Source organism: Sporosarcina sp. D27 (assembly GCF_000586555.1).
In the GTDB taxonomy this organism is placed as follows: Bacteria; Bacillota; Bacilli; order Bacillales_A; family Planococcaceae; genus Sporosarcina.
The window spans coordinates 300645-327013 of record NZ_AZUC01000046.1; the positions used below are offsets into that span (position 1 = coordinate 300645).

Genomic DNA, 26369 nt, shown 5'->3' on the forward strand with positions numbered 1-26369 from the left:
TCTATATTATACATGAGAAATTCAAATACTTTAAATAAGAAACATTCATTTTACTTATATTACTTTTTAAAATACAATATTCATTGTAAAGCAAATCAAATAAAAACACAGAAATGGGAGCAAATATGTTATGACAAAACAGCAATATGAAAAGATTCTATCACCGTACGCACTTTCAAATGGGGTAAGCCTTACTAATCGAGTAGTCGTGGCTCCGATGACGACCTATTCCGGAAATATAGATGGAAGCGTATCTTACGAAGAACTTGCTTACTATAAGAGAAGATCAAATGGCCCTGGTATGTTCATTACAGCAGCTGCAACAATATCACCCCTTGCCACTAGCTTTCCCCGGCAAATGAAAGCTTATGGGGAGCAGAATATTTCAGGTCTCACCAATTTGGCGGCTACAATTCAAGAAAAAGGAGCAAAAGCAATCCTCCAACTCCATCACGGAGGAAGCGAGAGCCTTATTGGGGAAATTGGCGATAAGCAAATGGTAAGCCCTAGCGGCGTTGTTGCAAGTATCTATAAGGACAAAGAAGATGCATACATTCCGCGTACACTGACACATGAAGAAATACTATCCACTATTCAAGATTTCGGACAGGCAACGATGATGGCCATTTGTGCAGGTTTTGATGGCGTAGAAATTCATGGGGCTAACGGATACCTTATCCAACAATTTTTCTCTGGATATTCAAATCACCGAACAGATATGTGGGGTGGAACTCTGGAAAAACGGATGTGTTTTCCACTTGCTGTGATAGAAGAAGTAAAACGGGTACGGGATCAATATGCGGACAACAACTTTATAATTGGGTATCGATTCTCACCAGAAGAACCAGAAGTAGGAGGGATAATAATGGAGGAGAGCATCGCATTAGTAGATCGGCTAGCTAATTTAGATCTTTCCTATTTACATCTCTCTGTTAAAAACGTTTGGTCAATGCCTCGCAGTGGTTCGGATCAAACGAAGACAAGATCAGAGATTTTTCGAAATGTAATCGCTGACAGAACAACTTTCATGTCACTTGGTTCTATCCATACACCGGATGATGCATTGGCCGTATTAGAGAAAGGCATACCCCTATTTGCGTTAGGCAGAGAGATTCTAATGGAGCCCGATTGGGTTAAAAAATTAAAAGAAGGTAGAGAAGAAGAGATTCGAACTAATTTGCCACGTGATAGTCAACAGACACTCTCTATTCCGGATGCAATGTGGAATAATATTCTCAAACGCGATGGTATGCCTGAAAAGAGATAAACACATGGGTATATATTCAAGTAAGGAGAATGGATATGAATAAAATTGCTGTATTTCAATTAATTGTAGCCATGTCCATCTTTGGGTCCGTTGTTTTTTTCTCAAATCTCACTGGGCTTCCGGCAATTGAACTCGTATGGATTCGTTGTATATTTGCCGCTGTCTTCCTATGGATTGCTTGGATTTTAACAGGGAGTTTTAAAAGAGAGCGATGGGATAGGAAAGAATTATTTTTTATTGTTTGTTGTGGAATCGCGAATGTATTGAACTGGGTGTTTCTTTTCAAAGCATTTGAAATGACGTCTATTACAATCGCAATTACCCTATATCATTTGGCTCCTATCATGGTTCTTGCCGTAGGAACCCTTTTCTTTAAGGAGCAAATGACAAAATTCACCTATCTTGCTATCTTGATTTGCTTTATTGGGACAATGTGCATTGTAGGGACGAATGGATTCCATATAACTTCTGCAAGCTGGAAGGGAATAATATACAGCATTATTGCGGCATGTTTCTATTCGGCAACGATGATTCTAGGAAAGAGCATTACAAAAACAACTGTATATGCAACCACTTTTCTTCAAATGGTGATAGGATTAATCGTATTACTGCCTTTTATTCATTTTTTCAGTTACCAAGCAATAGGAACTTCCCAATGGAGCTACGTCATCACAACGGGAATTGTTCATACTGGAATCGTGTATATTTTATTTTTCAGTAGTATCCGACAGTTGCCTACGTCTGTTTTCTCTTTTATGATTTTTATAGACCCTGCAGTCGCTATCTTACTAGATATTGCTGTGACGGGTACACATTTAAAATGGTTACAATTACTCGGCATTCTTTGTATCTTTGTTGGGTTATTCTACTCCCTTAAAGCGAATAATAATAAAACAGATACTGGACGGAAGATTTATATGACTTCTAATCTGAAACGGCAAGACTGAACTGTAGTAGTGAGCTTTTGTTACTAAAGACGGTGTCGTTACTTTTATCATCAATTCTTCCCTGTTGAACAAGCTGAAAATTCCTTATTGAACTAACCTGCTCCTTTAGTCATCAGGAAAAAGTGCTTTACTCCTTATTGAACTAAAGCACCCGATAGTTTAAATCTATTTTTTCAAAAATCATCAATCACTTTTGCTATCTTTTGAAGTGCTGATAAAGGGCGCTTTCGAAGTAACGATCAAAGCCCAATTTCTCATTTTAAAGCTGAGAAATTGGGCTTTTTTTATATTTACTTATAGTGCAAGATAACGATGCAAAATAACTCCTGAAGTGACAACATCGTTTAAAAGGTGTCAAATTCTAGCATATTTTCACTCTGTTAGATTCGTGAGTTTTATAAATACGCTATAATACATCTACTTTGGATGTTACATACACAATAGTAGACATAACACCCGTTCGAACAAAAAAACTCTAGATAAGTGATCTAGAGTTTTTTGTTCGAACTATTTATTTTGGAAATAATACACAAAGAAGCCTTCCTGATATTGACACAGTTGGTTTCTTTATTTAATGCAATTGTAGTGTATTCACCATTTTGGCTAACACGTTTCACCAAACGTTCATTCATCGCTCCGGATACATTGATTCAATTCGTTTCGGAAAACTTTTTGTTCTCCTTGTATAGCTTGTAACATTTATTCCATTGTTTTCTAATATTTTATTTGTATAACATCCCTTTTTGCATTAACTGCCTGTCTTTCGGTAGTCTTGCAACTGCTTCTGCACTGCAGCTTGCATCTACAAATACAAAGCTCGCCTCATCCCCAACCATTGGCCACACTTGTACACCTTCACCATTTAAAGGAATTACACCTTGGGTAATTAAACTTAAACTTTCGCGAAGCGATCGTTCGTCCGATTTCCCAGTATAGTCGCAGAAATTATGCACTTTTTCCAACACATCTCCAGGAACATAAGGGCTCCAAGAATCATAAAAACCGTCACAGCCCAAAGCAACTTTAACGCCTTCCGCTCTCATTATATCAATTGGAATGAGCTGAGAGTTTATAGAAATCGGGATGGTAGACATAATTTCCACGTTATGTTCTCTCATTTTTTTGGAAAATCGCTTTTGCATAGGAGGCGTCAATTTACTTAAACCGAATGCATGACTAAAAGCAGTAGATCTCATATAGTCTTGTTCTTTCACCATGTCCAGCCATTTATCCATTGTATAGAAGCCTACTTGTCCTCTATCATGCAAATGCATGTCGACATCTACGTCATACTCTTTCGCGATATCCATCGTAAGCTGCAATGATTTTTCGATGTCTTTATCAATACCAGCCGGGTCAAGTCCCCCTAAGATGGTTGCTCCAGATGCCAATGCTTGTCTTAATAAATCAGGAACTTCTTCATGAGCTAGCAAGCCGTGTTGAGGAAACGCGACAATTTCATATGTTAAATAGTCTTCATAAGCTTTCAGTGCTTTTTTAACGCCTTCTAAATTTTTCAATTTAATGAAGGGGTCAATATTCACATGTGTTCGAATATGATTCACACCATTACTTAAATGCATTTCAATCATGGCAGATGCTCTTTGTTCCGCTGTTTCAGCAAGTTCCTCTAACTCTACAGCTTCAAGAGCCAATCGTTCGGATAAATTCTTTACGGGGCGACAAGCTCTCCATCCTAATGACAGATACGTTTTATCCAAATGATTATGCATTTCTTTGAATGCAGGAAGTGCTAATTTCCCTTCCATATCAATGGCATCTTCAACCGGGATATTTTCAGTTGCTAGGAGTATCGTCTGAATTCCTTCTTTCGCAACTTGAATATGAAACAAATCGGTTACGGTTTGAATGCTGCCATCTTCATACGTAGTTTCACCAATTTCAAGTCGAACGTTTCGTAGCCATGTACTCATCGGAATTCCCCCTTCAGGTCTACCTCTTCTTCATGAATGACATTCCCTTTTGAAATCACTGTCGAAATCGGGCATTGTCTAGCAATCAGATGTGCGGAGCTAATTGCATCCACGAGTAGTGCATTGGCCGTATCCCCAACTTTTGGCCACTGTTGCTCACCTTCCTCACTTAATGGTGTTAATCCGCCTGTTGCATACTTCAAAGACTGCCCAATATGCCATTCATCGATGTAGCCAAAGCGTTGGATAAATTGATTTAACTTTTGAATTGTATCCCCGCTTCCAAAAGGTGACCAATGATCAATCAGGCTATCATGTCCAAAAGAAACTTTTACGCCCCGATCATACATATACTTCACTGGGATTGTAATCGGACCTGCACCGATTGGAACCGTGGTTGTCACTCCAACATTATTTGCAGCTACTCGATCTATAAGCTTGTCTAATGCTTGTTGGGGCAAGTCTGCTAATGCGAATGCATGACTGAGTGTGACTTCCTTCGTAAAAGATCTTCGTTCGATTTCATTCAGAATTTGTTGGATTTCAAATTCCCCTAATGTGTTTTGTTCATGTAAATGGAGGTCAATGGCTACATTATATTGTTTGGCTAATTCAAAAGTTATGTTTAACACTTCTCGGCTATTGCGATCTATTAAAGCAGGATCTACCCCACCGATATGAGTGGCTCCCATCTGTAATGCTTTTTCAAGGATTGTTATAAATTCTGGACCGTTACGTAATAAACCATGTTGTGGGAAAGCAACGATTTCATACGTAATTTGATCCTCATAACTTTCTAATACACGCTTCGCTATTTCCATATGCTTCGTCTCAATTTGCGGGTCAACATTCACATGCGTACGTATATGGGTATGTCCGTGTTTAATATAGTGCCGCACAATAGCGTGGGCTCTCTCTTCAGCTACATTCAATTGTTTAGGCAATATAGTGGCTTCTTCTTTTAAACGGCTAAAAATCCCTTCTGTAGCTGGAGTTGGCGCTTTCCATTCTCCGCCGAAGTATGTTTTATCGATATGTGTATGCATTTCTTTGAACGATGGAACGAGTAGTTGCTCTTTAGCATCTACTACTGCTGCATCGCTTGCTTCGATCGTTGGTGCTATTTCAACAAACTTGCCATTTTCAATCAAGATATCAACTAATTTCGTCTCTGTAGCCGTGACGAACGATTGATCATACAAATACCCTGTTTCCAAACGCACATTCTTTAATAACAATGCCAAAACAATCTCTCCCTTTTATAGTTTTCTTTTAAATAGGACTCACGCAAAAGCTTTTACACTTTAGCGTCACTTAACTGACGAACACTCGTTTAATAAATAGAGAACAAATCAGACCAATCACAGCGATGATGACAGCAAAGATGTATGCATGTTGAACTCCATAGATCAAACCCTCTGCTTTAACAGCAGCATCATGCGGGTTATGAACGTGAGCTAAAAAAGCGTTTTGGCTTTTATTCAGTATGCCGACGGCGATTGCTGTGCCAATGGCACCTGAAGTTTGAATGGTCGTATTCACGATTGCCGTTCCATCAGGATAATTACTTCGTTCTAACTGATTTAATCCGTTCGTTTGTGAAGGCGTCGTAATCATAGACATTCCTACCATTAACAAAGTATAGAAGATAATAATCGTGAATCCTTCGGTAGCAGTAGATATTTGTGAAAAAACGACTACCGAAATGAGATCTAATACAAAGCCCGGAATGACTACCCATCTCGGTCCAAATTTATCAAATAAATGTCCTGTAACGAGCGCCAAGATCCCATTAAGAATCCCTCCAGGCAGCAACAACAAGCCTGCTTCAGAGGACGACAAACCTAAACCGCCTTGAATATACATCGGCAATAGTAAATTACTTGAGAAAATGATGAAATTACTCAAAATTGTTAATACTATCCCAATTATAAACATCGGATGTTTGAAAACACGAACGTTAAGAATGGGCTCTTCGAGCTTTAATTGACGCCGTCCAAACAATAGTAAGGAAATTCCTCCGATTAAAAGAGAGAGCATAACCGGTAAACCGTACCATCCGATTTGTTCATCTCCAGCTAGGCTGAATCCCATAACAAGCCCACTAAATCCTAATGTGGATAAAACAATAGAGATATAATCAATGGCTGGTTTCTTTTCAATAGATAGGTCAATTAAGTACACAAGACCTAAGCATAAGGAAAACAATAAAAAAGGAATCGGTATCCAAAACACCCAATGCCAACTCAGATATTCCATTATGAATCCGGCAATCGCTGGACCGGTTGCTGGCGCAAACATCATAACTAAACTAACGGTACCCATCGCGACCCCACGCCTGTGTGGTGGAAAAATAACCAAAATGGTGTTGAATAAAATTGGTGTGACTAATCCTGTTCCACATGCTTGGATGATTCGACCAAGTATCAGCACCGTAAAGTTGGAAGAATTGGCTGCAAGCACTAAACCAGTAATGGAAAACAATAAAGCGGTAACAAATATTTTTTTCGTTTTAAAACGTCTAATTAGCAAACCTGAAATAGGAATAAGAATACCTAATACAAGCAAATAACTAGTCGTCAGCCACTGCACAGTAGCTGGAGAAACATCAAATTCTTTCATTAAATTATGTAAAGCAATATTAAGGGCCGTTTCACTAAACATGCCCATAAATCCACAAATTAGTAATGCCGTCATTAATGGCACTACTTTCACTCGACTTTGTTTGTCAAACATTATGTGCCATCTACAACTCCTTTAAGCTTTGAACACTACTGGTTACCCCTTCACATAGCAATAAAGAAGCTCACAGAATGACTATCGCAACAACGTAGCAAGCATTCTGTGAGCACCCTAGTCCCATTTTGTATGAAGAATAAACGTGTAATTTACTCACTTTTAATATGATTTGAGGGAGCTTGAAACTATTTCCCCTTTGAATATTGTAGCTACTCGTTTAGCTCTTCGTGCAACAGCTTCTGCTGAACAAGAAGCTTCGACTAAAACAATATTAGCGTCATTGCCAACTTTCGGCCAAACTTGATCACCTTCATAATTAAGAGGCGTTTTACCACCAGTAATATAGTGTAGTGCTTGTGCCAATGAACGTTCATCCACCCAACCAGAAATTTCAGCCAAACGTCCAACGCGTTCTAAAATATCCCCATTACCAAATGGTGACCAAACGTCAAAAATATTATCACATCCAACCGCAACAGACACACCGCTTTCGCGTAAAAAGCCCATCGGTGGGAATTTACGATCAATTGGCACACTAGAAATAATCGTAATGCCCGCATCAGCAAGTAATTCAGCCATCTCTTTCGCTTCGGATAATGGAATATCTCCAAGCCCAAAAGCATGACTAATTGCTACTTTTCCTTGCAAGCCAGCTGCTTTTGTTAACTGGGCTAGTCTCTTCATTGTGAAAATCCCCAACTGATCCGGATCATGCAAATGTAAGTCGATTCCAGCATTTTCTTCTACAGCTAAATCAACCATCGCTTTTAACGATGCCTCTATATCTCCATCGACAGTAGCTGGATCAACACCACCCACAAAGCTCGCGCCATTTTGCAGTGCTTTTCTCACCAATTCCCTTGAATCTGTACGTAATAAGCCGTGTTGAGGAAAAGCAACAATTTCATGCGTTAATTTCCCTTCATACGTATGCAGCGCTTTTTGAACATCCTCTAAATTCTTTAATCCAACTTCAGGATAAATATCCACATGTGTACGCACATGAGTAATACCGGAGTCTACATATATACCAAGTAACATTTCCGCACGTTCCTGTGTAGACGTCTCCAAAGAAGGAAGAACCTCTTTTTCAATGTCAAGACGTTCAAAGATATTACGTACGGGCCTAACAGAACGCCATCGATCACCAAGCAACGTTTTGTCCAAATGACAATGCTTTTCAATAAAAGATGGAAGTGCTAGTAGTTGTTTTGCATCTTTTTTTGGCACATCATCGTTTATTTTCTCAGTGGCAGATATTATTTCCCCAATTTTCCCATCCTTAATTAAGAGATGAAAATATTCCGTATTAGTAGCTGTGACCATGCCATCATCGATTTGGTAGTTTGTCTCCAAGCGTGTATTTGTTAACCAATAAGTAGAACTCATATCATCCGATCCTTTCCATCAATTATTAAGCTTTTCCTTAGAATTTAATTCACTCCAGCGTTGATACACCTCAATACTATCTCCATCCGGCTGTTGGACCATTGGCAATCGACGTTCTTCAATTGGTTTGCTATATTCATCATAAAACGTTTCCAACTCGAAGTACTTACGATCATCTTTATAATAAGGAGCATACTCTTCACGGGTTGTAATATAAATGACTTTTCTAGGACTGCAATAATAAAGCGCACCTAAACACATGGGACACGGTGTTGTGAGAATATAAATATCACAATCGGTTAAATTTTCGGTTTGCAACTTTTTACACGCTTCCCTAATAGCGACTATTTCAGCATGGGCAGTTGGATCATTCGTTTGTGCTACTAAATTTGGACTTTCAGCAATAACTTCCCCGTCACGTACGATCACCGTTGCAAACGGACGTCCGCCCGCTTCTACATTTTCACGTGCCAAATCAATTGTTCGTTTTACAAAATCCATTTCAATTCACCTCATTATTATTTTTATCTAACCTAGGTTAAAAAATTATCTATCCATTATTCTTTTAGTTGAATCATTTGAATATCCCGTTCCTCATGTGATAAAGAAAGCTGATTGTATACATAGTCTTGGCTAGAATTACTAGGATCAGAAAAATATACGGTGTTTATTCCCGTATAATAAATGGCACTCAAACACATCGGACAAGGCTCTGTACTGGTATAGATCTCACAACCTTCAAGATTCGTTGTGTTCAATGTTTTGCAAGCTTCACGAACAGATTGAATTTCTGCATGGGTAATCGGATCGTTCGTTGCTAATACATCATTGACACCGCGTCCAATCATTTTTCCGTCTTTTACAACGATTGCTCCAAATGGTGGTCCATGGTGTTTACGTTCATTTTCACTTGCCAGTTTGATCGCTTGTTGCATCCATTCATGTTTTGTCATTTTATTCACCCCTTTTCATGCTCAAATATGACAATTACGCACCGGCTTCTTTCAAAATACGTTCAATTTCTCTAAATCCCCGTTTTTCCGCGTGTTCCAATGGGGTAACTCCATCTCGATCACTAATATTGACATCAGCGCCATGGTCAACTAATAATTGTACGATTTGTTGATAATCCCCACTGCCATCTCCTAAAATGACTGCTTCCAATAGTGCCGTCCAATGCAAGTCATTAAGGTGATTCACGTCCGTGTCAGAGTTAGTTAAAAGCTCCTCCACAATATCCACATGTCCTCGATCTGAAGCCGGTATGAGCGCAGTTCCACCAAAACGATTTGTAATTGTTGTATCTGCCCCGGCTTGAACAGCAAGTTTCACAATTTCCAGCAAACCTTCTGCTCCAGCATATAAAAGCACATTATCCTTATTGTTATTTTGAATATTTATGTCTGCTCCTTGCTCGATAAGTACTTTAACTGTATCAACATTGTTTTTCTTCGTCGCAGCCATTAAAGCGGTATCTCCTTGATTATTCGTCGCATTAATATCTGCTCCGCCTTCTAATAATTCTAAAACGGTTTTTGTGTCTCCTTCTGCTACTGCAGAAATTAACTGTTGTTCTATAGCAGTTCCCTCCTCTTTTTCTTGTATAGGTGAACTTTCCTCGGAGTTTGGAGCCGTGCTACATGCAGTAAGCATAACTACAAGAGAACTTATAAAAATCCCTTTTAGCCTCAATATAACCTGCACCTCCTTTATAAACATGTTATCATGAGGATGTTTATATGAAAAATATTAATAAAATTCGTTTTGTTAATGTTTTGCATATACCTAATCGAGAGGATGTTAATGATGGATATTAGACAACTGCGCTATTTCATTGCAATTGTAGAAGAAAGGAAGATTTCTGCTGCTGCTAAAAAACTTCATATGTCCCAACCCCCATTAAGCCAACAATTGAAAGCAATGGAGATGGAGCTCGGTTCAAAATTAATCGAGCGAAGTGGAAAATTTTTAGAAGTGACAGAGGCAGGAAATGCACTTTACAAAAACGCTTTAGCAATCACTCAATTGATGGAAGATACGAAAACAGAAGTAACGGAAGTTGGTAAAGGTGTAAATGGACGGCTCACGATTGGTGTCAACACCTTTTCCGTTAACGGAATGCCGGAAATTCTTAAAGAGTTTCATACACAATTTCCAAAGATTACGTATGAAATTCAACAAAATGAATCTACCCATCTTTGTCAATTAGTCAGGGATCGAATTGTGGAATTAGCAATTATCCGCTTGCCGCTCCCTTTGGACGACTTTTCCGTGCTTCATCTATGTAATGAGCCATTTTATTTCATTACATCTAAGGAAGCTCCAGCATTTGATGAAGACGTATCACTTGCTGAGATTCAGCAGTTTCCTCTCCTTTTTCCAAGTACAGAGGGATTAGGTGTGCATTACTTAATTCAAGAAGCGTTTTCTCGTTTCAAATTACACCCAACTATTATTGGGGGATGTTCTGATATTAGTCTTTTGATGGACCTAGTAGCAGCCAACTTTGCTGCATCTATCGTTCCAGAAACTTTACTACAACGATTTCGAGGACATCCGATAAATGCTCATCGGATAGCAAGCAAAACTGAGTTGTCTGGATCGGTTGGGCTCATATGGCTCAAAGATCATAGCTTATCCAAGGCTGCTCAAAATTTTATTAAGCTGTTTCAAGATGTATAAAAACTAGTAGAGGATTACTCGTGCCTCCAACTTTAAAAACCCAGCTATCTTCATACAAGAAGAATAACTGGGTTTCTTAATTTGTTTTATCCTATTACTTATTCATCTTCTTAGAAGGGAATATGGTAACAGACCATGAATAAATAAAGTCAGCGATAAAAACAATTCCACAAAGGAGACCAATCGTGTAGAGCGTACTTGACTGACAAGTTATCGACCTACTTTGACCTTATTAAGTCATACACTAAGTATATTACTTTACCTAGTTTTAATACTCCTTGACAAATTTCAAGTATTATTCAATCGATATCCCGAACCCCAAATCGTTTCTAAGACCACTGGATTTTTCGGATCGAATTCTATCTTTTCTCGCAGTCGCTTAATATGCACAACGACGGTTGATGTATCACCATACGAATCCAAGCCCCAAACGCGTTCAAATAAATCTTCTTTACTGAACACGTGATTTGGATGTTTCATGAGAAACTTCAATACCTCAAATTCCTTCGTCGTCAAATTAACTTCTTGGTCAAAGGAAAATACTTTATGTGATTTTGTATTCAAACGAATATCGTTAATTTCTAAGATTTCATCCGACGATGACTGTGATCCCTTTGTTAAACGCTCAAAACGATTTATATGAGATTTCACCCGAGCGACCAACTCATTCGGACTAAAGGGTTTCGTAATATAATCATCCGCACCAAATCCAAGCGCTCGGATTTTATCGATATCTTCCTTTTTAGCGGACACCATTAAAATAGGTGTATCCACTTTCTCACGCAATCTTTTACAAATTTCAAATCCCGTCATATTTGGAATCATGATGTCCAGTATGATTAAGTCATATTTCTCGGTGAGCCCTTCTTCTAAACCGACTACTCCATCGGAAACGATATGGACATTCATCTCATTTAGCTCAAGATAATCCCTTTGCAATTCCGCTATATCCTGATCATCCTCCACTAATAGAATTTCCTTCATTCTTTCCATTCTCCTTTAAAGGCAGCGTAAATGTAATGATTGTTCCTGCACCTAATTGGCTATACGCTTTTATGATTCCACCATGCTCTATAATAATTTGCCTAGCAATCGCCAAACCTAAACCACTACCGCCTTTATCACTATTTCTTGCACTTTCCACACGATAAAATCGATCAAAAATCATCTCTACATTTTCTTCAGCCATTCCTGCACCATTATCTCGCACAGTAATGATCGCTTTATCGGCATCTTGTTTGGCATTAATTGTTATCCGCTTTTCTTCCTTATTCATATGCTTAACGCTATTTTGGATCATATTATCAAGCACTCGACGAATTTGCTGTACATCGATTCGTACAAACGCTTTGTTTAACTGAACATCTTGTAAATTGAGTTGGATGTCTTTCTGCTCAAGGTCTAATTGATATTCTTCAACAAAATGGACGAGAAATTTTTTAAGATCTATATACTCAAAATGAAAAGGTAATTTTTGCAGATCTAGTTTAGAAAACTCAAATAAGTCATCGATTAAAAAGTTCATGCTTTTCGCCTTATTATAAACAATATTCAAGTATTTATCTTGTTTTGCTTTTGTACCTGCTACACCATCTTTTAATCCTTCTACATATCCAATAATAGAAGTGATCGGTGTTTTTAAGTCATGTGAGATATTAGAAAGTAATTCTTTTCTATTTTCCTCATATTTTCTATTTTCTTTACTAACTCTGTTTAACGCCTCACGCAACTTCTCAAATTCTTGTGCAAGCTCATTTACTTCCCCTTTGCTAGTTGAAATTTCAATTTTCCCTTCCAATTTACTTTCTTTCAATAGTTGTACTTTTTTATTGAGTTCACGTAAAGGGAGAATAACTGCTTTATTAAGCGATCGGTTAAACATAATAACAAGAAAAATAGCAACGCCAAGAATTAAGGTGATGATAATGATCCCCCACCTTTGCAAAAATTCCGAAAAGCTATTTTCTTGCTTTAAGATCATCACACTGCCTTTATCATTATCAGAAAAACGAAAGTCGAATTTTAGATAGCGAAAAAACTTCCTTTGTTTTCAATCGTGCCTTGCGTGTAAATATTATCAGTATCAAATTTCGGGACGTGAACGAGTAAAGATTTTACAACAAGGTCAGGAGAATGATAGAGGATATCGCCTTGTTTCCGTATAACGATATTCAAACCTTTCATTTCATAGTTATCAATACTATGTTGAATGGAAGGCTTCAATAAATCATCCGGATTTTCCTTAGCGATCTTACGAAAGGTAACCAATGCTTCTTGTTCGTCATATGTAATTTGTTTTTGCTGCGTTACGGATTTATACAGCTGAACAGGTGAGGAGGCTTGTCCATTTATTGCAAACAACAGCATCCAAAATATAGCGACCATCGAGCAAATAATAACAAATAGACTTCCGAGAAATGCGACTAAAAACTGTGTACGCATATTCATACTGCCTCCTCCCCTCCTTAGCTATATTATTTGGACAGCTTATGTTTAATTAAAATCCAAAGGATGGATCAAATTCACCTTTATAAGGCTCATGCTCCACATAGATTTCAATGTCATTCCCATCAGCATCTTTACCCATTCGTTTATACGTAAAGCGCTCATCGTTTAACTCCGTGATTTCAAGAGCAGCACCATATTTATTTTCACCGATCGAGACATGTGTACGAATTTTATTATCGTTGATGACGTCAAAGTAGCCAAAATCTCCACGACTTTCCCCACTCGTTACATCGAAAAATTCATATTTGCTTGTATCCGCATCAAATTTAGCAATACTAATGAAATTACTATTGTACTCTGTCACATCATTGCCGTCTTTATCCAACACTATAGTACCATTCCACAAAGTATCCGCTAAAATACGAACACCTGGAATATCTTTAACAATTTCTCCTGTTTCACTAGTTAACTCCGGACCAGCATTTGTAAATTCGAGGTCAGAATCATTAAATGGAACGTGTTCAACATACACTTCGAGTTCGTTCCCCTCTTTATCTACCCCCATTCTTTTGTAGGTAAAGATTTCATTAGTGATCTCCGTAATATCCACGACTGCTTGATACCCCATGCTTTCGGAAATTAAAATCCGTTTCTCCCCATCATTCGTGATGAAAAAAACACCTTCATCCCCGCGTGTTTCACCTGTTTCTTTATCGAAAAATTCATAGCGATTCGTTTCCTGATCGTATTTTGCCAATCCAATAAAATTACCGTTTTCTTCCGTTAGATCATTTCCTTCTTCATCGTATACTTTGGTTCCTTGCCAATTTATAGAAGTAAGGATATTGGATAGTTCTACGCCTTTAGACAGCTCTTCACCACTCGATACATTTTCGCCTTGACTAGTTTCTTCCTGAGTTGTTGTTTCCTGCCCTGCGTCTTCACTAGCACCATCATTTGCACTGCACCCCGTAAGAATAAGGGCACCACTCAAAATGAACATAAATAAATTTTGCTTAGTAAACATAGATTTTACATCTCCTTTAATTTTCGTCTACCCTTATAGTAAACAGGGAATATAAAATCCATATAAACAATATATAAAACCTACATGAACAAAATATTAAATTTATATAAACACCAATAGAATGTACGGCATAACAATAATAAAGGTTGCCGATCCGACCCATATATCCTGATTCGTTTCGCTATGAGTATACCAATTACTTGTACTACCGATCGATTGGTTGAGATCTCTTTTCTGCTGTTGAAGGCTGGGATAGCTGTTCAGAAGCTGGTGATTGTCCAATACCTATTAATTCAGCTACTTGATTTACAGCAACTTCATTTTGATTTAGGAACAAAAGCATAATTGCTTATTTTTTTCATTTTCCGGTCCTTTAAAAAACATTTGTACTTCTTCACTAATCAAGTTTTCACTAAACCTCCAACCTAACGCGTCGTAAATACACAATATGTTTTACATTTTATATTCTATTTCAAATTCAAATATTTGTAAAACGCTTTAGAAATGAAACACTTTGAGTACTTTATATAGATTCTAAAGAGATTTACGTATTATTTTCTTTATTACTTGAATTTTAAAATGCTTTAAAATAAAACAATCGTCTTCAGGAGAAATGATTCCCTCGAAGACGATTTATTAATACGTAACTTTATAGTGAAATATCGACAATAATATCGGTAGACATTCTATAACTTTAATTCGGATGCAAATCTTTAAAGAACGCCCCCATATGCAGGATTATTCAATTTCAATCTCAATATTCTTTACAAAAACAGCCGTACCTGAAATAGAGATGTCTAGTTGCTCTTTTTCTACTTTTACATGTACATATACTCGTCCATCTTTATTTTTTTCATGTCCTTGTTCAACAATAAGTGTTGCAGGTAAACTAATATCTTTTTTTACATACTTTTTATAATAAGCTCCCATCACTCCTGAAGCTGTTCCTGTAATTGCATCTTCAATAGTTCCCGAAGTAGGTGATGAAAAATGACGAGCGTGCATATCGTTTTCATAATCGCGCACTTCAAAGCAAATAGGGTGTACAGAAGCTTTTGGCATCTCTAATAAAACCTTAGGAAATTCTTCGGTGTTTGGTGTCATTTTTGAAAAGCTTGATAACTCTTTAATTGGGATAATTAAGGTCCAAATGCCTGTACTTCCATAAACGATAGGATATTCAGAATGTAAGTCTTCTTCACGTAATCCAATGGAAGCTGCTAAATCAGACTTTGAACCACCAAATGATTGAAACTGTGGTTTCGCATGTTGCATAGTTATCAGTAATTGATTATTTTCTTCACGAATCTGTATCGGCAGTACACCTGAATTTGTTTCAATCGTAAAAGCCGATTTTTCTAATAATCCATTCATTCTTAATGCATAAACTGTTCCCATTGTCGCATGGCCACATAAGTTCATTTCATGTCCAGGTGTAAAATAACGAATTCGAAAATCAGCAACATGCGAAGGAACAACAAAAGCTGTTTCATTAAATCCAACTGCTTCAGCAATAGCGAGCATTTGTTTTTCTGTATAATCCTCACCATTCAATACGACACCCGCAGGATTTCCTTTCTCTGGTATGGAACTAAATGCATCAATGTGCTTTATACTTACTTTTGTCAAAATACACACCTCATTCAACCATAAAATCAGTCCTTACTTTTATTGTATCGCAATTGACAAGTGCCTACACTATTCATCTGGTGTATCAGCTCATATTATTAAAACCTTATTATTACGAAACAGTAATTATCTCTTCACAATAAAGTTGTTTAATTCTAAAAGTTCAAGCAAACATAACCTCGTGCTAAAATTAGAATGAGGTTGTAGTCGCAAAACATAAACGGTAAATACCCTCTTCTCACAAACTCTTGTCCTTCCTGCCTTTCTTCCGTTTTCCTAATTTCTGTAGGCAAATTGATTCTTCCTTAAATCACTTCTTTTTCCCCCTATTTTTTGATAGAATCCTGTCTTTTCAGGAAAATAAGTTGCCACTGAAAATCAGGGTAAAGGGATTCCGAATGAAGGGTTTTTTCCTGCTTTTTCTCCGCTTTTGGACACAAAAAAACGAGGAAAATAAGAGGGAATCCTCCGATTTTCACTCGTTTTATGGAATAGTTTGTTTGGCTAAGGAAGAACTTAATTTATCAGGTACACCACTTTATATTATTTAAATTTTCTTATTCCACTGTAACACTCTTCGCCAAGTTCCGTGGTTTATCCACGTCACAGCCTCTCTGCAACGATGCATAATAGCTAAGCAACTGAAGCGGAATAACTGTAACAAGTGGCGATAATAGCTCATGGACGTGAGGCAATACAAGTCGATCTCCTGGTTCACTATCCCCTTCCATCGAAATGATGCAGGCGTGTGCGCCACGGGCTGTGACTTCTTTTACATTACCTCGTAAATTAGGGCTGACAGTTGCTTGAGTCGCAAGTGCGATAACCGGAGTCCCATCTTCAATCAATGCAATTGTTCCGTGCTTCAGTTCTCCACCTGCAAACCCTTCTGCTTGGATGTAGGAGATTTCTTTCAGCTTTAGTGCACCTTCTAAGCTCACGTAATAGTCGAGGTTACGTCCGATGAAAAAGGCGTTACGTTTTTCGATTAATAGCTCTAGAGAGATCTTTTCCATCTCTTCTTTAGCATCCGTCAACGTTTGAATCGCATTAGCTGCAATTGCTAACTCTTTTTTCAAGTCTAGCTTCCGCGAACCTCCGCCTAATGAATAAACAGTGATCGCAAGCACTGCGAGTTGAGCAGTATACGCTTTAGTTGATGCAACAGCGATTTCTGGTCCTGCGTGCAATAATAACGTATGGTCCGCTTCACGCGATAGCGTAGAGCCCGGCACATTGGTCATTGTGATTGATGGATATCCTAGTGCTTTCACTTTTACCAGCACTTGTCGACTATCTGCCGTCTCACCAGATTGTGTAATAAACAAGAACAATGGCTTTTTAGAAAGAAGTGGCATATTATAGCCGAACTCACTAGAAATGTGGACTTCGACTGGTAAACCAGCTAGTTTTTCAAAGTATTCTTTTCCTATTAAGCCCGCATGGTAGCTTGTTCCTGCTGCAATAATATAAAGACGGTCTGCATGTTGAAATGCTTGCTTGATATACGGATCAATATCCAAAGAGCCCTCTTCCGTGCTGTAGGCATCGATGATTTTACGCATCACACCTGGCTGCTCATCGATTTCCTTTAACATATAATGAGGATATGTCCCTTTTTCAATATCACTCATATCAAGTTCAGCTGTATAAGGAGCCCGCTCGATTTTATCGCCATCAAGGGTTTCAATCACAATGCCATCTTTTCCAAGCAAAACAACTTCACCGTCATGTAACTCAATGAACTGATCGGTCACTTGAAGCATTGCCATGGCGTCAGATGCGACTACATTGCACTCTTCGCATACTCCAACTAGTAATGGACTGCGATTTTTCGCAACAAAGATCGTATCCGGATCTTGTTCATCTAACATCGCAATTGCATACGAGCCATGTAACAATGACAATGATTTACGAAATGCTTCGTCTGTTGTCATTCCAGAGTTTGCAAAGTGTTCAATCAGCTGGACAATGACTTCCGTATCCGTATCAGAAACTAACTGAACATCTTGCAAGTATTCACGAGTCAGTTTTTCATAGTTTTCAATGACGCCATTATGGACAAGTGTAAAACGTCCAGATGCACTTTTATGTGGATGTGAGTTTTTCTGATCTGGTACACCATGTGTCGCCCAGCGCGTATGACCGATCCCGACGTGTGCATCGATTTCTTCCATTACTGCGTCTCTTAAATCTGCAATACGTCCTTTTTCCTTGAACATTTGCACACCTTTAGAAGTTTGGAATGCAATCCCAGCAGAGTCGTATCCTCTGTATTCGAGCTTCTCCAGCCCTTTCAATAAAATCTCTGCCGCTTGGTTCTTTCCGTTATAGCCTACAATTCCGCACATAATTGTTCCTCCGCATCAGGCAGTCCGGAGTCATAACTGTATAGGTCGTTCAGGCAGTTCTGCCCGGACTGGCCATTAAATTTATATGATACCTGCTACATCCCTTTTGTGTCACTGAGTTACCCCTGTGTTTTAGGAACTGCATGTGATCGGGTATCTGCGATCAGGAGGCATCCGCCGAATGTTCGATGAACCTCCACCTCGTCTGCCGAGAATCTGTGCGATTTCCTCGGCGCTGGCGCTTTAATTGTTTTCCAATATTTTACGTGCCTACTACTCTCCTTTTTGCACGGACTAAATTGCCGTCACTGCTAACTATAGCGAATCTAGTTTTCTTCTGTCAAATGACGAATCGTTCTGACTATTAGCAAACAAACGTAGTAAGAATATAATATACAACTCCACACATAATCGTTCCTTAAATAATAAAAAGGACAGTCATAGAACTCAGTATGAACTGAAGTTCTGTGACTGTCCTCTAGTATTTCTTAGTAAGCGAGACCGAATAGTCCTTTGATGTGAGTCAAGTAGCGGATGTTACTTGCTTCTTTCATCAATGAAGCTGGCATTCCCTTAAGGGATGTATTGTTTCCACCGATTGATGCAACTGCATCTTTACGGCCAAGGCTAGCAAGTGTTCCAGAATTTACTGGGTTGAACACTTCCATAGACTTGCCTGTAAGCATTGCGTACACGTTGTATCCAACAAGTTCGCCCATCTGCCAAGCGTTTTGTGCAGTTGGTGCGTATGGACGTGCTCCCTCTTCTGCAGGGAAAGCAACAGCACTGTCACCAACAACAAATACATCAGGATGAGATTTAGATTGAAGGAATTCGTTTACAGTTGCACGACCACGGTCGACTTCAATACCAGATTCTCCAACGAGTGGATTACCAGTAACGCCACCTGTCCAAACGAATGTATTCGCTTTAATGACACGGCCGTCTTTCAATGAAATTTCGTTACCTTCAACGTTTGTAACAGGAAGTCCAATTAAGAACTCAACGCCACGTTTTGCAAGACTTTCCGTAGCACGCTCGATCAAGTGATCAGGTAGTACTGGAAGGATTTTCGGACCCGCTTCAACAAGCATAATCTTTAAATCAGCAGGGTTTACACCGTGCTCACGTGCAATTTTAGGCATGTTGTCTACGATTTCACCAACAAGCTCAACGCCTGTCAAACCGCCGCCGCCAATCATGATTGTTGCATCTGCTTCGTCATGAGAAGTTGCATACGCTTTAATGCGGTCCACGATGTGTTTAAAGATTTTATTTGCTTCACTCGCGGATTTAAGAACCATACTATTTTCTTCAAGTCCTGGAATTCCGAAGTACGCTGTTTTACTACCAAGTGCAACAACTAGTGCATCATAAGTAAGTGTCTCTCCGCCAGCCAAGTTTACTTTTTTCGTATTCACGTCAAAGTTCTCAACTGTCGCGATTTTCAATTCTACTCCTTTACCAGCAAGTAGTTTCTCAAGAGGAAGTGCAACCGCACCTTCGCTAGTTGTTCCTCCAGCTAAACGGTGAAGCTCTGTAATAATTTGGTGAGTTGGTGTTTGGTTGACAAGTGTGATTGTTGCATCACTTTCTGACAGGAAGTTACGAGCATTTAGCGCTGTCAAAAGACCGCCATAACCTGCTCCTAAAATAACGATGTGTTTGGTCATTGTCTAGTCCCCTTCTACTAACTAATTAGTCGATATTATTTTGTATGGTTGCGTTGTCCAGAAATTTCTAGGTAAGCACTCAAGAAACGGAAAATGCGTTGTGCTTCAGGGTCTTTAATCATCTTCATAAGACCAAACAAGCCGATTGTTTCAGTATTTTTTGCAGCAAGATCTTTTGCTTCGATTACAGTCGCTGCCATATTTTTCGCAGAATCTTTTACAGGTCCTACGATTTCTTTCATGAATTCAGTTGTGTCGTTAACCAATACTTCGTCTGTTGCAACTGCTTTGGCAACATCATAGGATTTTGTCATTAAGTCAACAAGTTCCGTTAGTTGTGGAAGTTTTTCAACAAGAGTTGTCAAAGATTCTTGAACTTCTGGTTTAAGCAACTGGTCTAGAATATCTTGTTTTTGATCGGAAGGTAGCTGTGTGCCTTCTGTAGCAACGTTTGCTGCTTCTTCAGGATTGAGCGGCGTAGTCATGTGCAAATCCCCTTTTTTAGTTTAATGTATTTTGTTCTGAAGCTAGGTAAACTATGTGCTGAATACTACGTAAAATTTTTACAAATCCGCATTTCATAATCTCCTAATCAGATTACCATCAAGTCACTATACGCCTCTTTTTCATATACTTCAAGTTTTTAGTTTGGCATTTAATTAATATTTATTTACTTTGTATAGTGACGTATGTCTTGCACATCCTATACAAAAAAAGGAGGTGCTTGGAATGGGACAGCGGATTCGATGTGAAGTGAATAATTGCAAGTTTTGGTCTGAGGGAAACAAGTGTGAAGCCGATGAAATTTATGTCGTCAGCAAGAAAGGCAACCACGCAAAGTCCAGCAGTGAAACAGACTGTAAAACGTTCGTGCCTCAATTGTAAAGAGTGAACTATTTCAACTTTGAAACATTCTATTGTACAATGATGAAGAGGATTGAAATCAATCCAATACTTCATCGGAGGTTTTACTAGTTCATGAAAAAAATTGCGGCAGCATTTTTAGCACTCACGCTCATTCTTTCACCGATTGGAACAATTGTGTTTAACGATCATTCACCATCGGCAGAAGCGAAAGGCTACAAATCAGGCAAAAAAGGATTTTCACCTAACCAAAACAATTTCAACAAACCAGCAGTCGATAAGAAGGACAATACTTCCTTCACTAAAAACAATGGTTCACAAACAGCTAAGCCAAAATCCGGTGGGATGATGAAAGGCCTTATGATGGGTGGATTAGCAGGGCTCCTATTCGGTAGTCTGTTTGCTAACATGGGTATTCTTGGTTCGATTTTAGGCTTACTCGTTAATGTCTTTGCGATCATCGCAATTATCGGCGTTATCCGGATGGCTTATCTGTATTTCAAGAAAAAGAAACAAGATAAAGATGACATGCATCGGTGGCAGAACTGATGATTGAGGAACAAGACATCATTAATGCTATTTGCCTTCATCAGGCAAAAAACAAATCCGTTACACCAGAGCAAGTAGAAGTTGAACTGTTCTATGATGATGACGAAGGTTTTTATGCAGAAGCTTCTGTAAACGGGATGACCGTCAACATGAATACATTCGACATGACCCAAGCACTTAGGTTATGGATTGAAGAGCAACTTCACCAAGATCCTTACGCTGCGGGCATTAAATTCCTATTGGATGATGAGCGGGGAATTATCGCCTCTCTCATGTAACTTTTAAAAATGGACAACCTGATTTCAAGGTTGTCCATTTTTTCGTCACTTAATAACGCCGCATGCAATTCGTTCTCCTGAGTCTCCGGATGGTTGAGTTTCACCGTCATCTTCCCCAGAGTGAATCACAAGTGCTGTACCAGAATCTTTAAACAAAGAATTAGGTTCACTAGTTTCCAATGTCACATTTTTAGCAGTGAATTCATCATCTACAATCCCATCTACCCCTACTTCCAAATTCGGCAGATCACCTGCATGTGGTCCTCCTTCCATTTCAAGTCCATGATTCGTTTCTTCCGGATTATAATGGCCACCTGCAGATTCAAAGTCAGGTGCTTCACAAACACTGGTCTCATGGAAATGGAGTCCATGTTTTCCTTCAGGAAGTCCTTCCGCCTTTACATGCACATTGACACCATCGTCTGTCTCTTCCAATTCCGCAGTTCCAGTTGTTTGACCATCCGCATCTTTTAAATCCACTAGAACTGTAAACGGTTCCGATTGCGTGTCATTTCCAGGTTCAGTAATTTCATTATTCTTTTCAACATCTTGTCCTGATATCGCCTGTTCTGAATCGTTTTCAGCTCCACATGCTGCCAGGCCAATCATAAGTGCCAATGATGGCAAAATTGTGACTTTCCTCTTCAATTTAACCCCTCCTTAGTTTACCCTATAATGTTCTCTATCACTTGCATATCGTTTTTAAACATTTATACCAAGCAAAATAAAAAAGCCGATCTCCCATTACTAAATGGGAAACCGGTTCTGAATGCTCAATCAGTCTACTTTTTGATATGTTGTCACAAACGATGGGCGAGAGAAAATATTTGGTTTTTTATCGATACCCTCGTCTGTCCCACGCTTTTTGTGTGCATTCGCGTATGCTTGAGAATTTTGCCACGCTTTGAATGACGCCTCGTCTTGCCACTTTGTCAAAATGACGTACGTATCGCTCTCTAATGGACGAAGTACTCGAATTGCAGAAAACCCTTCAGTATCTTCTATCTGACGAGCGCGCCCCATAAATCGTTGTTCAAAAAGTTCTCTACCTTCTGAAGTAACAGGAATGTTATTGAAAACTGCATAGTTTCCTTTGATAATTTCACCTGAAGCGTCGAGTACCGTATAAGAATCTGCTTCAGCGAATCCTGCAGAACCTTCGTTTTCTTGGATAAGTACAGCTTCGTTTCCAAGTTCCATCAAAACAAGTTGCTCTTCTGTTAAACTTTCTTTAATTGCCTTTAACTCGGTAACATCTCCGTAAGTTACATGAATATTCATATGCTGTCCCCTATCTGATTGAATGAAAAGTTGCATTAAAAAAGAGCAAAGCCGGCAGAAATCACCTGCCGGCTACATTCAGATCATTTGTTCAATGCCATGCTTGCTTTCTGCGTGCTTTGACTGCGATGATGGCCGATGAGCCTGCTAAAATCGTAATTACCAGAAGCCCCGCGATCAGACCGTCGGTGAAAACTCCGGAGAAATTACTTGCTGCAAGAGCTGCAAAAGCAACGCCGCAAACAATTGCAGCGAAAATGATTTTTTTCATAGCACTCACCTTTCCCATGCGCAAAAACCTTTCGCAGTTGACCGCATGGCGATTATGTAGTCATTGAGATTGTTTCTCATTTTCATCATAAAACATCAGATAGGGAATCGCAACAATAATCCATGATTCAAAACGAACTTATTAAAGATATGTGTCAAAAACAAAACAAGAATCTCAATAAAACCCTGAGATTCTTGTTTTGCTTTCTGTTTGAACGTCATAACATCTTCAACAATGCTTGCTCTCCTGTCATTCCTGCCGTTATACCCCATTCTTCGGCTTCAAGAGTAACCGATTCCAGCGGTGCGGCAAGTAACTCGTCAATTGTTTTTACACCTGTTGCACGCCCCGCTATAATACGACGATCTGATAACAAGCGGTTCAACAATCCAACGTCAAGTGCGCCACACATAATATACCCGTTCTCGTTTGAAACTGTCAGCAATGTTGTTTTCGGAAGCGAAACGGAGACTGCTGTAAAACTATGACCCTCAATCTGTACTGAAGTAACGGTTACCACCCCATCCTCCCCTTTCACTCTATAAGTATGGCACCCGTCTACAAGCGGTGACTAAAAGCAGTCATTACTACAAATACTTTTTAAAAAAGGAGGGAGGTTTACAATTGGCGAAGCGCAATATAGATGGTGAAAAGAAGTCAATCCCCCCTAAATTGCCTGAACGTGAAGAATTTTCTGCTGATTATTCTTCATATGGTGAAAAACGTGAAGCACTAAAAGAACTTTATAGAAAGTCTGAGCAAGAAAAGAAAAAGTAAAAAACACCCTGCTGTGTTTCATGGCAGGGTGTTCCAACATTATGTGATCGATTGCCCTTCGCGACGGAAGAAACCAAAAATGCCTACAGTCTGAACAATATTTGCAAAAGCATTCGGATCGACTTCACTAATTATTTTTTCCAAATCGTACAGTTCATATCGTGTTATGACCAAATACATCATATTCTTTTCTTCTTTTGTATATCCACCTTTAGCAGGCAAGATTGTAATACCTCGTACCATCTGATTATGAATAGCCTCCTGGAGCTCGTCAGCTTTTCGAGTTACAATCATGGCAGTCACTTTCTCGTGACGTGTGTGGATAGCGTCAATAACTGCAGTCGAAACGTAAAGCGCAACCATAGTATATAACGCGTTTTCTGGTTCATATAAAAATCCTGCTGCTACAATGATAATCCCATTCAATAATAAGAAATAGGTTCCAATTGGCTTATCTTGTAAACGGGACAACACCATCGCAACGATATCCATTCCACCTGTAGAAGCCCCTAGTTTCAGCGAAATCCCAACGCCAACTCCGCCAATAACTCCACCGAATACAGCATTTAGGATAATATCATCTGATAATGACATTACCGGGAGAATCCCCATAAAAATCGTTGTAAAAATTACAGAAACGATACTGTAAATGGTAAAGCCTTTCCCCACTTTAAACCATCCCAATATGAAAACCGGAACGTTCAATGCTAAGAGGAGCACCCCAGTAGACACAGTCAGTCCTGCAAAGTCCGAAAGAACACTTGAGAGGAGTTGGGCAATCCCTGCAAAGCCACTTGCATAAACGTTTGCGTTAATGAGAAATAAGTTCAACGATACCGCCAATAATAACGCGCCTAAAATAACGGTAACAATTCGTTTAGCTTCAATAAAAAACATCATACATCTCCTTTCATATACATCCATAATTTTTTAATGTGAATTAGAGAAATAAAAAAAGTCCTGTCCGACGGAGAAGACAAGGACAATCCGTCACACCTTTAATGTAAAGGTGAGTCAACCATCTATTCAAATGTTATTATAACTAGCATACCCTCTCTATGCAATCACAATCCATACTTTCGACAGGTAGTTAACTATTGCAAAAAATTGAATTAAGTCGTATGCTTCATTAGTTAGAGACTAATAAATGATTTGAGAAAACATTTCTTGTAGAGATGCGTCCTACTTATCAAGCAACAAACCGCATACTTGCGGAACCAACTACAGGTGGTGGCACTATGAACCGTTCTGAACGCAGAACTCGTAAAAAAAAGAAAAAAATTTGGGTGATCCTACTCCTTTTATTTCTCCTTATCGGTGGTGTGTCCTATTTTTTGTTTGATCAGTTTAAAGCTGGACAATCCCTTGCAGGCGAAAAACCCGATAAAGATGAAGAAGATATATTTAACGCTCCTGAACCACAATATGGGGAGATCAATATTTTACTATTAGGATCAGATGCGCGTCCAAATGATGATGAAGGACGTTCTGATTCACTAATGATTGGACACTATAATCAGAAAACAAAGGAACTGAAAACAGTCTCCATCATGCGTGATATTTACGTCGATATCCCGGGACACGGTAAACATAAAATGAATGCAGCTTACTCATTGGGGGGCCCAGAGCTTGTTCGTCAAACGATCAAAGAGAATTTAGGGATAGACATCCATTATTTCGCCGAAGTCAATTTCGATGGATTCCCTAAGATGGTCGATGTTATTGCACCCGATGGAATTGAAGTCGATATCCCATATAAAATGTCTCATGGCATTAACATGACATTAGAACCTGGCGTTCAACGCCTTAATGGGGATGAATTGTTAGGATATGTACGATTCCGGCATGATAGCAAAAGTGATTTTGGACGTGTAGAGCGACAGCAAGAAGCCCTTGCTAAGTTGAAAACCGAAGCTTCAAGTCTACACAGTATACTAAGTCTTCCTAAGTTACTTGGTATGGCCGACAGCTACGTGCATACGAACTTAGATAAGAAAACTATGATTTCAATTGGAAAAGGGTTGTTGAGCAACAAAGAATCCGGCATAGAATCCATGCGTTTGCCAATTGACGGATCATTCGACGAAAAGCAACGGATCCCGGGTGTCGGTCAGGTATTAATGATTGACTTCGAAGAGAACTCACAGGCTCTTAAGGATTTTCTGTCTTCTGATTCTGATAATTCGACATCGACAAATAAAAATACCGATGTCAATACAGATAGTGAGTAAGTACTTATAAAAAGACGTTCAGCCACATACGG

Annotated in this window: 28 protein-coding genes; 8 read left to right on the plus strand and 20 right to left on the minus strand. The window is 38.9% G+C overall.

What is annotated here, in order from left to right:
- The first annotated feature begins 130 nt into the window (after window positions 1-130).
- Both N693_RS0109830 and N693_RS0109835 read left to right on the plus strand, forming a co-directional pair.
- Window positions 131-1267 carry an NADH-dependent flavin oxidoreductase gene (locus N693_RS0109830; protein ID WP_025784614.1) on the plus strand — a complete coding sequence of 379 codons (1137 nt, stop codon included), beginning with the start codon at window positions 131-133 and terminating at the stop codon, window positions 1265-1267.
- Between the two features lie 35 nt (window positions 1268-1302).
- The gene (locus N693_RS0109835) at window positions 1303-2214 is read left to right on the plus strand and encodes a DMT family transporter (RefSeq protein ID WP_025784615.1); all 912 of its coding nucleotides are present in this window, start codon (window positions 1303-1305) and stop codon (window positions 2212-2214) included.
- A 722-nt stretch (window positions 2215-2936) separates the two neighbouring features.
- Here N693_RS0109835 and N693_RS0109840 read toward each other — a convergent pair.
- The 7 genes from N693_RS0109840 to N693_RS0109870 all read right to left on the minus strand — a co-directional run bounded on the left by N693_RS0109840 (window position 2937) and on the right by N693_RS0109870 (window position 9854).
- Window positions 2937-4148, minus strand: coding sequence for an amidohydrolase (locus N693_RS0109840; RefSeq protein ID WP_025784616.1), 1212 nt, complete (start codon window positions 4146-4148; stop codon window positions 2937-2939).
- Window positions 4145-5392 carry an amidohydrolase gene (locus N693_RS0109845; RefSeq protein ID WP_025784617.1) on the minus strand — a complete coding sequence of 416 codons (1248 nt, stop codon included), beginning with the start codon at window positions 5390-5392 and terminating at the stop codon, window positions 4145-4147. The genes N693_RS0109840 and N693_RS0109845 overlap by 4 nt, the downstream gene beginning before the upstream one ends.
- Before the next feature lie 70 nt (window positions 5393-5462).
- Window positions 5463-6884: a DHA2 family efflux MFS transporter permease subunit gene (locus N693_RS0109850; protein ID WP_025784618.1), complete on the minus strand. Its 1422-nt coding sequence runs from the start codon at window positions 6882-6884 to the stop codon at window positions 5463-5465.
- Between the two features lie 162 nt (window positions 6885-7046).
- On the minus strand, window positions 7047-8276 hold the full coding sequence (locus tag N693_RS0109855) for an amidohydrolase (RefSeq protein WP_025784619.1): 1230 nt from the start codon (window positions 8274-8276) through the stop codon (window positions 7047-7049).
- Window positions 8277-8294: 18 nt separating this feature from the next.
- Complete coding sequence (locus tag N693_RS0109860) at window positions 8295-8777, minus strand: nucleoside deaminase (protein ID WP_025784620.1); 483 nt, start codon at window positions 8775-8777, stop codon at window positions 8295-8297.
- Window positions 8778-8833: 56 nt separating this feature from the next.
- Window positions 8834-9229, minus strand: coding sequence for a nucleoside deaminase (locus tag N693_RS0109865; protein ID WP_025784621.1), 396 nt, complete (start codon window positions 9227-9229; stop codon window positions 8834-8836).
- A gap of 34 nt (window positions 9230-9263) precedes the next feature.
- Complete coding sequence (locus N693_RS0109870; protein WP_025784622.1) at window positions 9264-9854, minus strand: ankyrin repeat domain-containing protein; 591 nt, start codon at window positions 9852-9854, stop codon at window positions 9264-9266.
- Between the two features lie 228 nt (window positions 9855-10082).
- On the opposite strand from N693_RS0109870, the gene N693_RS0109875 reads away from it, so the two are divergent.
- Window positions 10083-10958: a LysR family transcriptional regulator gene (locus tag N693_RS0109875; RefSeq protein ID WP_025784623.1), complete on the plus strand. Its 876-nt coding sequence runs from the start codon at window positions 10083-10085 to the stop codon at window positions 10956-10958.
- A gap of 288 nt (window positions 10959-11246) precedes the next feature.
- On the opposite strand, the gene N693_RS0109880 is transcribed toward N693_RS0109875, so the two are convergent.
- The 8 genes from N693_RS0109880 to N693_RS0109910 form a co-directional block, all read right to left on the minus strand.
- On the minus strand, window positions 11247-11942 hold the full coding sequence (locus N693_RS0109880) for a response regulator transcription factor (RefSeq protein WP_037593027.1): 696 nt from the start codon (window positions 11940-11942) through the stop codon (window positions 11247-11249).
- A complete protein-coding gene (locus tag N693_RS19140; RefSeq protein WP_253271177.1) occupies window positions 11914-12939 on the minus strand; it encodes a cell wall metabolism sensor histidine kinase WalK in 1026 nt (341 codons plus the stop codon). Before N693_RS19140 ends, N693_RS0109880 begins: the two co-directional genes overlap by 29 nt.
- Window positions 12940-12980: 41 nt before the next feature.
- Entirely contained in the window at window positions 12981-13406 is a 426-nt protein-coding gene (locus tag N693_RS20615) for a hypothetical protein (protein WP_253271178.1), read from the minus strand.
- Window positions 13407-13455: 49 nt separating this feature from the next.
- A complete protein-coding gene (locus N693_RS0109890; RefSeq protein WP_025784625.1) occupies window positions 13456-14433 on the minus strand; it encodes a DUF4822 domain-containing protein in 978 nt (325 codons plus the stop codon).
- Window positions 14434-15171: 738 nt separating this feature from the next.
- Entirely contained in the window at window positions 15172-16062 is an 891-nt protein-coding gene (locus N693_RS0109895; protein WP_025784626.1) for a PhzF family phenazine biosynthesis protein, read from the minus strand.
- A 557-nt stretch (window positions 16063-16619) separates the two neighbouring features.
- Window positions 16620-18413: a glutamine--fructose-6-phosphate transaminase (isomerizing) gene (gene glmS, locus N693_RS0109900; protein ID WP_025784627.1), complete on the minus strand. Its 1794-nt coding sequence runs from the start codon at window positions 18411-18413 to the stop codon at window positions 16620-16622.
- Between the two features lie 488 nt (window positions 18414-18901).
- Window positions 18902-20086 carry an NAD(P)/FAD-dependent oxidoreductase gene (locus N693_RS0109905; RefSeq protein WP_025784628.1) on the minus strand — a complete coding sequence of 395 codons (1185 nt, stop codon included), beginning with the start codon at window positions 20084-20086 and terminating at the stop codon, window positions 18902-18904.
- A 35-nt stretch (window positions 20087-20121) separates the two neighbouring features.
- Complete coding sequence (locus N693_RS0109910; protein WP_025784629.1) at window positions 20122-20571, minus strand: DUF1641 domain-containing protein; 450 nt, start codon at window positions 20569-20571, stop codon at window positions 20122-20124.
- A gap of 244 nt (window positions 20572-20815) precedes the next feature.
- Here N693_RS0109910 and N693_RS19975 point away from each other — a divergent pair, with 244 nt between their 5' ends.
- The 3 genes from N693_RS19975 (at window position 20816) to N693_RS0109925 (ending at window position 21777) form a co-directional block, all read left to right on the plus strand.
- Complete coding sequence (locus tag N693_RS19975; RefSeq protein ID WP_081760197.1) at window positions 20816-20971, plus strand: DUF1540 domain-containing protein; 156 nt, start codon at window positions 20816-20818, stop codon at window positions 20969-20971.
- Window positions 20972-21064: 93 nt separating this feature from the next.
- On the plus strand, window positions 21065-21499 hold the full coding sequence (locus N693_RS0109920) for a hypothetical protein (protein WP_025784630.1): 435 nt from the start codon (window positions 21065-21067) through the stop codon (window positions 21497-21499).
- The gene (locus tag N693_RS0109925; RefSeq protein ID WP_371257554.1) at window positions 21499-21777 is read left to right on the plus strand and encodes a DUF2653 family protein; all 279 of its coding nucleotides are present in this window, start codon (window positions 21499-21501) and stop codon (window positions 21775-21777) included. Before N693_RS0109920 ends, N693_RS0109925 begins: the two co-directional genes overlap by 1 nt.
- A 45-nt stretch (window positions 21778-21822) precedes the next feature.
- Here the strand turns inward: N693_RS0109925 and N693_RS0109930 are convergent, their stop codons facing one another.
- The 4 genes from N693_RS0109930 to N693_RS0109950 form a co-directional block, all read right to left on the minus strand.
- Entirely contained in the window at window positions 21823-22425 is a 603-nt protein-coding gene (locus N693_RS0109930; protein ID WP_025784632.1) for a superoxide dismutase family protein, read from the minus strand.
- A gap of 129 nt (window positions 22426-22554) precedes the next feature.
- A complete protein-coding gene (locus N693_RS0109935) occupies window positions 22555-23058 on the minus strand; it encodes an antibiotic biosynthesis monooxygenase (protein WP_025784633.1) in 504 nt (167 codons plus the stop codon).
- Window positions 23059-23149: 91 nt separating this feature from the next.
- The gene (locus N693_RS0109940) at window positions 23150-23329 is read right to left on the minus strand and encodes a hypothetical protein (RefSeq protein ID WP_025784634.1); all 180 of its coding nucleotides are present in this window, start codon (window positions 23327-23329) and stop codon (window positions 23150-23152) included.
- A gap of 217 nt (window positions 23330-23546) precedes the next feature.
- Window positions 23547-23849, minus strand: coding sequence for a YunC family protein (locus N693_RS0109950; RefSeq protein WP_025784635.1), 303 nt, complete (start codon window positions 23847-23849; stop codon window positions 23547-23549).
- Window positions 23850-23953: 104 nt separating this feature from the next.
- Here N693_RS0109950 and N693_RS20215 point away from each other — a divergent pair, with 104 nt between their 5' ends.
- Window positions 23954-24106: a hypothetical protein gene (locus tag N693_RS20215; RefSeq protein ID WP_156028903.1), complete on the plus strand. Its 153-nt coding sequence runs from the start codon at window positions 23954-23956 to the stop codon at window positions 24104-24106.
- A gap of 39 nt (window positions 24107-24145) precedes the next feature.
- On the opposite strand, the gene N693_RS0109960 is transcribed toward N693_RS20215, so the two are convergent.
- Window positions 24146-25003, minus strand: coding sequence for a YitT family protein (locus N693_RS0109960; RefSeq protein WP_025784636.1), 858 nt, complete (start codon window positions 25001-25003; stop codon window positions 24146-24148).
- A gap of 341 nt (window positions 25004-25344) precedes the next feature.
- Here N693_RS0109960 and N693_RS0109965 point away from each other — a divergent pair, with 341 nt between their 5' ends.
- Window positions 25345-26337, plus strand: coding sequence for an LCP family protein (locus tag N693_RS0109965; RefSeq protein ID WP_025784637.1), 993 nt, complete (start codon window positions 25345-25347; stop codon window positions 26335-26337).
- Window positions 26338-26369 lie beyond the last annotated feature (32 nt).

What these genes read in the sequence shown, in the direction of transcription:
- N693_RS0109830 (WP_025784614.1), top strand. Translation starts at nt 131, where the DNA reads ATGACAAAACAGCAATATGAAAAGATTCTATCACCGTACGCACTTTCA.
- N693_RS0109835 (WP_025784615.1), top strand. Translation starts at nt 1,303, where the DNA reads ATGAATAAAATTGCTGTATTTCAATTAATTGTAGCCATGTCCATCTTT.
- N693_RS0109840 (WP_025784616.1), bottom strand. Translation starts at nt 4,148, where the DNA reads ATGAGTACATGGCTACGAAACGTTCGACTTGAAATTGGTGAAACTACG.
- N693_RS0109850 (WP_025784618.1), bottom strand. Translation starts at nt 6,884, where the DNA reads ATGTTTGACAAACAAAGTCGAGTGAAAGTAGTGCCATTAATGACGGCA.
- N693_RS0109855 (WP_025784619.1), bottom strand. Translation starts at nt 8,276, where the DNA reads ATGAGTTCTACTTATTGGTTAACAAATACACGCTTGGAGACAAACTAC.
- N693_RS0109860 (WP_025784620.1), bottom strand. Translation starts at nt 8,777, where the DNA reads ATGGATTTTGTAAAACGAACAATTGATTTGGCACGTGAAAATGTAGAA.
- N693_RS0109865 (WP_025784621.1), bottom strand. Translation starts at nt 9,229, where the DNA reads ATGACAAAACATGAATGGATGCAACAAGCGATCAAACTGGCAAGTGAA.
- N693_RS0109875 (WP_025784623.1), top strand. Translation starts at nt 10,083, where the DNA reads ATGGATATTAGACAACTGCGCTATTTCATTGCAATTGTAGAAGAAAGG.
- N693_RS0109880 (WP_037593027.1), bottom strand. Translation starts at nt 11,942, where the DNA reads ATGAAGGAAATTCTATTAGTGGAGGATGATCAGGATATAGCGGAATTG.
- N693_RS19140 (WP_253271177.1), bottom strand. Translation starts at nt 12,939, where the DNA reads ATGATCTTAAAGCAAGAAAATAGCTTTTCGGAATTTTTGCAAAGGTGG.
- N693_RS20615 (WP_253271178.1), bottom strand. Translation starts at nt 13,406, where the DNA reads ATGAATATGCGTACACAGTTTTTAGTCGCATTTCTCGGAAGTCTATTT.
- N693_RS0109890 (WP_025784625.1), bottom strand. Translation starts at nt 14,433, where the DNA reads ATGTTTACTAAGCAAAATTTATTTATGTTCATTTTGAGTGGTGCCCTT.
- glmS (WP_025784627.1), bottom strand. Translation starts at nt 18,413, where the DNA reads ATGTGCGGAATTGTAGGCTATAACGGAAAGAACCAAGCGGCAGAGATT.
- N693_RS0109905 (WP_025784628.1), bottom strand. Translation starts at nt 20,086, where the DNA reads ATGACCAAACACATCGTTATTTTAGGAGCAGGTTATGGCGGTCTTTTG.
- N693_RS0109910 (WP_025784629.1), bottom strand. Translation starts at nt 20,571, where the DNA reads ATGACTACGCCGCTCAATCCTGAAGAAGCAGCAAACGTTGCTACAGAA.
- N693_RS19975 (WP_081760197.1), top strand. Translation starts at nt 20,816, where the DNA reads ATGGGACAGCGGATTCGATGTGAAGTGAATAATTGCAAGTTTTGGTCT.
- N693_RS0109920 (WP_025784630.1), top strand. Translation starts at nt 21,065, where the DNA reads ATGAAAAAAATTGCGGCAGCATTTTTAGCACTCACGCTCATTCTTTCA.
- N693_RS0109925 (WP_371257554.1), top strand. Translation starts at nt 21,499, where the DNA reads ATGATTGAGGAACAAGACATCATTAATGCTATTTGCCTTCATCAGGCA.
- N693_RS0109935 (WP_025784633.1), bottom strand. Translation starts at nt 23,058, where the DNA reads ATGAATATTCATGTAACTTACGGAGATGTTACCGAGTTAAAGGCAATT.
- N693_RS0109940 (WP_025784634.1), bottom strand. Translation starts at nt 23,329, where the DNA reads ATGAAAAAAATCATTTTCGCTGCAATTGTTTGCGGCGTTGCTTTTGCA.
- N693_RS0109960 (WP_025784636.1), bottom strand. Translation starts at nt 25,003, where the DNA reads ATGTTTTTTATTGAAGCTAAACGAATTGTTACCGTTATTTTAGGCGCG.
- N693_RS0109965 (WP_025784637.1), top strand. Translation starts at nt 25,345, where the DNA reads ATGAACCGTTCTGAACGCAGAACTCGTAAAAAAAAGAAAAAAATTTGG.